The sequence below is a fragment of the Enterobacter sp. PGRG2 genome (assembly GCF_030291195.1).
In the GTDB taxonomy this organism is placed as follows: domain Bacteria; phylum Pseudomonadota; class Gammaproteobacteria; order Enterobacterales; family Enterobacteriaceae; genus Enterobacter_D.
On record NZ_CP127837.1, the window covers coordinates 1,247,130 to 1,253,330 of the forward strand.

A 6,201-nucleotide genomic window follows, 5' to 3' on the forward strand; every position below is an offset into this window, starting at 1 on the left:
CTGCTGCCCGGCAACACGAGTGAGTCGGGCAGCGTTTTTATTTGGTCATTATTTTGCGTTACCCTGCCGGTAAAAGTTTTTTCCGGAACGTAAAATGAAACGACTTCTCTCTATCTTTATCCTGCTGATTATTCTTCTCCTCGCCGCCGTTGCGGGCGTCTGGCTGTGGCTTAAGTCCGGTGATCCGAATGCGCTGCGGCAGATTGTTTTCGAACAGTGTCTTCCCCATCAGCAACCCTGCGCCGAGGTTAACCCCAAAAGTGGGTACGTGGTGTTCAAAGATCGTAATGGCCCGTTGCAGTACCTGTTGATGCCAACCTATAAAATCAACGGCACGGAAAGCCCGCTGCTGCTGGAGCCGCAAACGCCGAACTTTTTCTGGCAGGCGTGGAGCGCGCGACGTTTTATGAGCGAACGCCGGGGCGCGCCTGTGCCTGATGAGGCGGTATCGCTGACCATTAATTCCCGCAGCGGACGCACGCAAAATCATTTCCATATTCATATCTCCTGCCTGCGGCCCGATGTCCGCGCCGCGCTTGATGAACACAGCGCCGCGATCAGCAGCCGCTGGCTGCCGTTCCCCGGCGGGCTGCGCGGGCATGACTATCTGGCCCGTCGCGTCACTGAAAACGAACTGGTGAAGCGCAGCCCGTTTTTAATGCTGGCCGAAGAAGTGCCGGACGCGCGCGAGCATATGGGCCGCTATGCGCTGGCAATGGTAAAACAGGCGGATGGTGCCTTTGTTCTGCTGGCGACCAGCCGCAATCTGCTGCTGCTTAACCGCGCCTCCGCCGAGGAAATCCAGGATCATGCGTGTGCGATCCTCAAATAACCTGCGAATAATTAGCGTTTACGGGGCAGAGTTGTCGCCGTAGACTTGCTGAAAATATCGTCAGGAGACAGGTATGTCGCTCTGGTTTTCACACCCGCTGTTCCTTCCGTCGCTGATTGTTGGCGTCACCATCGTGCTCTGGGCAACGTCACTGCTGCCGGAGTTTATTACCGCGCTGTTGTTTTTTGCGGCGGCGATGGTGGCAAAAATCGCCCCGCCGGACGTCATTTTCGGCGGCTTCGCTTCTTCAGCCTTCTGGCTGGTGTTCAGCGGATTTGTGCTCGGCGTGGCGATCCGCAAAACCGGGCTGGCAGACCGGGCGGCGAGGGCGCTGTCGGCGAGGCTCACCGACTCCTGGCCGCTGATGGTTGGCAGCGTGGTACTGCTGAGTTATGCGCTGGCGTTTGTCATGCCGTCAAACATGGGACGTATAGCGCTGCTGATGCCGATTGTCGCGGCAATGGCGGCGCGGGCCGGGATCAACGACGGCACGCGCGCCTGGTACGGGCTGGCGCTGGCGGTGGGCTTCGGCACTTTTCAGCTGTCGGCGACCATTCTGCCCGCCAACGTGCCGAATCTGGTGATGAGCGGGGCGGCGGAAGGCTCTTACGGCATTCATCTTAACTATCTGCCCTACCTGCTGCTGCACACGCCGGTGCTCGGCATTCTGAAAGGCCTGGTGCTGATCGGACTGATATGCTGGCTGTTTCCCGGTAAACCACATGCGCCGCGCGAGCTGGCTCCCGCCGGGCCGATGAGCCGGGAGGAAAAACGACTCGCCTGGCTGCTGGCGGTGGTGCTGATCATGTGGGTGAGCGAGAGCTGGCACGGTATCGGTCCGGCGTGGACCGGGCTGGCGGCGGCATGCGTCACCCTGTTGCCGCGCGTGGGTTTCATCACCGGCGACGAGTTTGCCAGCGGCGTGAATATGCGCACCTGTATTTATGTGGCGGGCATTCTGGGGCTTGCGATCACCGTGACCCAGACCGGCATTGGCAGCGCCGTAGGCGGCGCGCTGCTGCACGTGATGCCGCTCGATCCTGATAATCCCTTCACCAGTTTTCTTGCCCTGACCGGCATCACCACGGCGTTAAACTTTATTATGACCGCCAACGGCGTACCGGCGTTGTACACCACGCTGGCGCAGAGTTTCGCCGATGCGACGGGCTTTCCGCTGCTGTCGGTGATCATGATTCAGGTGCTGGGGTATTCGACGCCGCTGCTGCCGTATCAGGCATCGCCTATCGTGGTGGCGATGGCGCTGGGCAAAGTGCCGGCGCGGGCGGGAATGCTGCTCTGTCTGGCGCTGGCGGTGGCAACCTATCTGGTGCTGCTGCCGCTGGATTATCTGTGGTTCAGTATTCTGGGACGGCTGTAAAAAAGCCCGGTGGCGCTGGCGCTTACCGGGCCTGGAGAACCGCAGGGCGGGTTAGCGAAGCGCCACCCGCCGCAAAGGTTTTTTACGCCTGTTTAGCCGCTTCTGCCGCTTTCACGATCACCGCGAAGGCGTCAGCTTTCAGGGAAGCACCGCCAACCAGCGCGCCGTCGATGTCCGGCTGGGCGAACAGTTCAGCTGCGTTACCGGCGTTTACAGAACCGCCGTACTGGATGATGACCTGCTCAGCCACGTTCGCATCCACTTTCGCGATGTGGTCGCGGATGAATTTGTGTACTGCCTGCGCCTGCGCAGGGGTAGCGGATTTGCCGGTACCGATAGCCCAGACCGGTTCGTAGGCAATCACTGCGCCTTCAAAGGCGGCCGCGCCCTGGGTTTTCAGCACCGCGTCGATCTGACGTGCGCACACTTCTTCGGTTTTACCCGCTTCGTTTTCCGCTTCGGTTTCACCGATGCACAGCACCGGGATCAGACCCTGTTCTTTCAGCACAGCGAATTTTTTAGCGATGAACTCATCGGATTCCGCGTGGTAAGTACGACGCTCAGAGTGACCGATGATGATGTATTTTGCGCCGATGTCTTTCAGCATTTCTGCGGAGGTTTCACCGGTGAATGCGCCAGACAGGTTAACGTCGACGTTCTGCGCGCCGAGGATGATGTGGCTACCGTCTGCGGCACGTTTTGCCAGATCCAGGTACAGGTCCGGCGGCGCGATAGCAACGCCACAGCCAGATACGCCAGCCAGCTCGGTACGCAGGTTAGCAATCAGCTCATTTACCATGTGGCGGTTGCCGTTCAGTTTCCAGTTACCCATCACTAAAGGATGTCGCATTTTCATTCTCCACGCGTTAAGCGAATCAAGGAATATGGCTGCCGTTCAGGACAGCATGGTCTGTGAACAGTATAGAGATTCATCCCCTCAAAGGCTTTGCTTTTTGTCATTTATTGTTGCCTTCAGGTGTCTCAGATAGCGTCAGCTTAATCGGTTCAACAGCGAAGGTCAGCCCCTTTTCGCCGTTATCTGCCACTACATAACGCAATGCGCCCTCGGTTTCAGCGAAATAAACTTTGCCTTTACCGCCAGCGAGAATTTTTTGCAGCTTTTGCAGGCTTTGCGCGCTGGTCAACGTGGGAGTGAAAACGCGCAGGACGGCGGCCATATATTCCTGCGCTTTCGCCTTCGAGGCCTTCTGATCCGGCCCGCGGATCGGCAGCCAGGTGATCTGCATCGATTTAATCTTCAGCGTGCCCCGCTCCAGCGCGGTCGAGGCATAGAGATTATCGTTAATCTTGCTGGCGGCCCGCGTCAGGCTGGCGCGATCGGTACGCGAATCTATAGCGCGAAACTCGTTCAGCGTAAGCCCTGGGTTGGCGGTATTAAATTTTTCCCGGAACGCGCTGATAGAGAGATCAAAGGTGGGCGCGCCCGTCACCAGGTAAGGGGCCGTTGCCGCCAGCGGCGCGTCCACGGCGCGGCCTGCCAGGCTGGTAAGCAGCAGGGAAAGCAACAGGCAAACCCGTAAATCCCGTATCTTCATCAACATCGTCCTCTGTGCAATGTGTTGCCGATTAAAACGATAACCGTCCCGCTTGTCAAAAACGGCGCTGATCAGGGTAAACTACGCGGCATTACGATTATAAGGAACCTTACATGACCATACAGCAGTGGTTATTCTCATTTAAAGGACGTATTGGGCGTCGTGACTTCTGGATCTGGATCGCGCTCTGGGCGCTGGCCATGGTGTTGCTGTTTACGCTCGCCGGTAACGGGCTGATGGATCTGCAAATGGCCGCTTTTGCGCTGGTGTGTCTGATATGGCCGACGGCATGCGTAACCGTCAAGCGGCTGCACGATCGCAATAAATCCGGCCTGTGGGCGTTACTGATGGTGGTGGCGTGGATCTTACTGGCCGGGAACTGGGCGGTGCTGGGCGGCGTCTGGGTCTGGGCGGTCGGACGCTTCATTCCGACGCTGATCATGGTGATGCTGTTGATCGACCTGGGCGCGTTTGTGGGCACCCAGGGCGAAAATAAGTTCGGCAAAGACACGCTGGACGTGAAGTTCCGTTAATTACCAGTAATGCTCAGCGGTCATATGACCCGGACGGCGACGCAAATGTTTGGTCATCTGCCGGGTATCTTTCAGTAACTGCTGGGTATCACGCACCATCTGCGGATTACCGCACAGCATCACGTGGCTGGTCGCGGTATCCATCGGCAGTCCCACGGCTTTTTCCAGTTCTCCGCTTTCGATCAGCGCCGGTACGCGCCCATGCAGCGAGCCGGAAACCGTTTCACGGCTGACTACCGTCTGAATATGCAGTTTTCCTTCGTAGCGCTTTTGCAGCTCCAGCATTAGCGGCAGATAGCTGAGATCCGCGGCGTAACGCGCAGCGTGCACCAGCACCAGGTTTTTAAAGCGCTCCAGTCCTTTGCCTTCCTGCAACATCGACAGATAAGGCCCAATCGCCGTGCCCGTCGCCAGCATCCACAGAGTGTCGCAGTCCGGCACTTCATCAAGCACAAAGAAACCGGCGGCTTCGGCCACGATGAGCACGTCATCACCGGGTTTCAGCGCCGCCAGCCGTGGGCTGAGCTTACCGTCCGGCACCGTGACCAGATAGAATTCCAGATCGGGATCGGAAGGGGCATTGACATAAGAGTAGGCGCGCTGTATGCGCTCGCCGTCAATCTCCAGTCCCAGCTTGGCAAACTGACCGGCAGTGAAGGGATTAACGGGGGCATGAACGGTGAGACTAAAGAGCGCATCGGTCCAGAATTCAACCTTTACGACTTTTCCTGTTACCCAATCCGCCATGATTATCTCCTGTTCTGATGCGATGCCTTATCTTCGTTTCTCAACCCTGACATTTCCAGCCCGCAGGGGCCGGAAAGCTCATTTGATCAAATGATTTCAGAGAATATGTCGCTGTACGTCCACGTCTTTACGATCCAGATAATGAATGGATTTGATGCGACGAATGGTGCGCGATTTGCCGCGGATCAGCAGCGTTTCGGTGGTCGCCATTTTGCCTTTGCGGGTGATGCCGTCCAGCAGATCGCCTTTGGTGATGCCGGTGGCCGAGAAAATCACGTTGTCGTTACGCGCCATATCATCCAGCTTAAGCACGGTGCCCGCCTCAATGCCCATCGCTTTGCAGCGCGCCAGCTCCTGCTCGCCGATACGACGATTTTCCTCGCTGTCGCCTTTGACGCTATGACGGGCCAGCAGACGGCCCTGCATATCGCCGTCCAGCGCACGGATCACCGCGGCTGACACCACGCCCTCCGGCGCACCGCCGATGCCGTACAGCACGTCCACTTCGCTGTCAGGCATACAGGTGAGAATGGATGCGGCGACATCGCCATCCGGAATGGCGAACACGCGCACGCCGAGCTTTTGCATTTCCGCAATCACGCCGTCGTGGCGCGGTTTCGCCAGAATGGTGACCGTCAGTTCAGAAAGCGGTTTTTGCAGCGCAGCAGCGACGTTACGCAGGTTTTGTTCCAGCGGCAGGTTGAGATCGATGGCGCCTTTCGCGCCAGGCCCGACAATCAGTTTTTCCATATACATGTCAGGCGCGTTCAGGAAGGTGCCTTTATCGCCCACTGCCAGCACTGCCAGCGCATTGGCCTGGCCCATCGCCGTCATGCGGGTACCTTCGATAGGATCCACGGCGATATCCACCGCATCGCCGTTGCCGGTACCGACTTTTTCACCGATGTAGAGCATCGGCGCTTCGTCGATTTCACCTTCGCCAATCACGATGGTGCCGTCGATATTGACCTGATTCAGCATGATGCGCATGGCGTGTACCGCTGCGCCATCGGCAACGTTTTTGTCGCCGCGGCCCAGCCACTTATAGCCCGCCAGCGCGGCAGCTTCCGTTACGCGGGAAAATTCGATGGCAAGTTCTCGTTTCATTACAGACTCGTTTAAGAAAGAAATTGCCTGAAGTTTAACACAGAGAGA

At 57.8% G+C, this 6,201-nt stretch carries 7 protein-coding genes; 3 read left to right on the plus strand and 4 right to left on the minus strand.

What is annotated here, in order from left to right; translation table 11 throughout:
- The first annotated feature begins 94 nt into the window (after positions 1-94).
- The gene (locus QRD42_RS05360) at positions 95-832 is read left to right on the plus strand and encodes a CDP-diacylglycerol diphosphatase (protein WP_321988348.1); all 738 of its coding nucleotides are present in this window, start codon (positions 95-97) and stop codon (positions 830-832) included.
- 73 nt (positions 833-905) lie between these two features.
- Positions 906-2,210: an SLC13 family permease gene (locus QRD42_RS05365; RefSeq protein WP_072571342.1), complete on the plus strand. Its 1,305-nt coding sequence runs from the start codon at positions 906-908 to the stop codon at positions 2,208-2,210.
- 82 nt (positions 2,211-2,292) lie between these two features.
- Here QRD42_RS05365 and tpiA read toward each other — a convergent pair whose 3' ends face one another.
- A complete protein-coding gene (gene tpiA, locus QRD42_RS05370; protein ID WP_072571341.1) occupies positions 2,293-3,060 on the minus strand; it encodes a triose-phosphate isomerase in 768 nt (255 codons plus the stop codon).
- A 106-nt stretch (positions 3,061-3,166) separates the two neighbouring features.
- Positions 3,167-3,766 carry a DUF1454 family protein gene (locus tag QRD42_RS05375; RefSeq protein ID WP_072571340.1) on the minus strand — a complete coding sequence of 200 codons (600 nt, stop codon included), beginning with the start codon at positions 3,764-3,766 and terminating at the stop codon, positions 3,167-3,169.
- 113 nt (positions 3,767-3,879) lie between these two features.
- Here QRD42_RS05375 and QRD42_RS05380 point away from each other — a divergent pair, with 113 nt between their 5' ends.
- Positions 3,880-4,299, plus strand: coding sequence for a DUF805 domain-containing protein (locus tag QRD42_RS05380; protein ID WP_318373163.1), 420 nt, complete (start codon positions 3,880-3,882; stop codon positions 4,297-4,299).
- Here QRD42_RS05380 and fpr read toward each other — a convergent pair whose 3' ends face one another.
- Together fpr and glpX are read right to left on the minus strand one after the other, a co-directional pair.
- The gene (fpr, locus tag QRD42_RS05385) at positions 4,300-5,046 is read right to left on the minus strand and encodes a ferredoxin--NADP(+) reductase (protein ID WP_321988350.1); all 747 of its coding nucleotides are present in this window, start codon (positions 5,044-5,046) and stop codon (positions 4,300-4,302) included. It abuts the gene before it with no gap.
- Between the two features lie 96 nt (positions 5,047-5,142).
- Entirely contained in the window at positions 5,143-6,153 is a 1,011-nt protein-coding gene (glpX, locus tag QRD42_RS05390; RefSeq protein ID WP_321988351.1) for a class II fructose-bisphosphatase, read from the minus strand.
- Between the last annotated feature and the right edge of the window lie 48 nt (positions 6,154-6,201).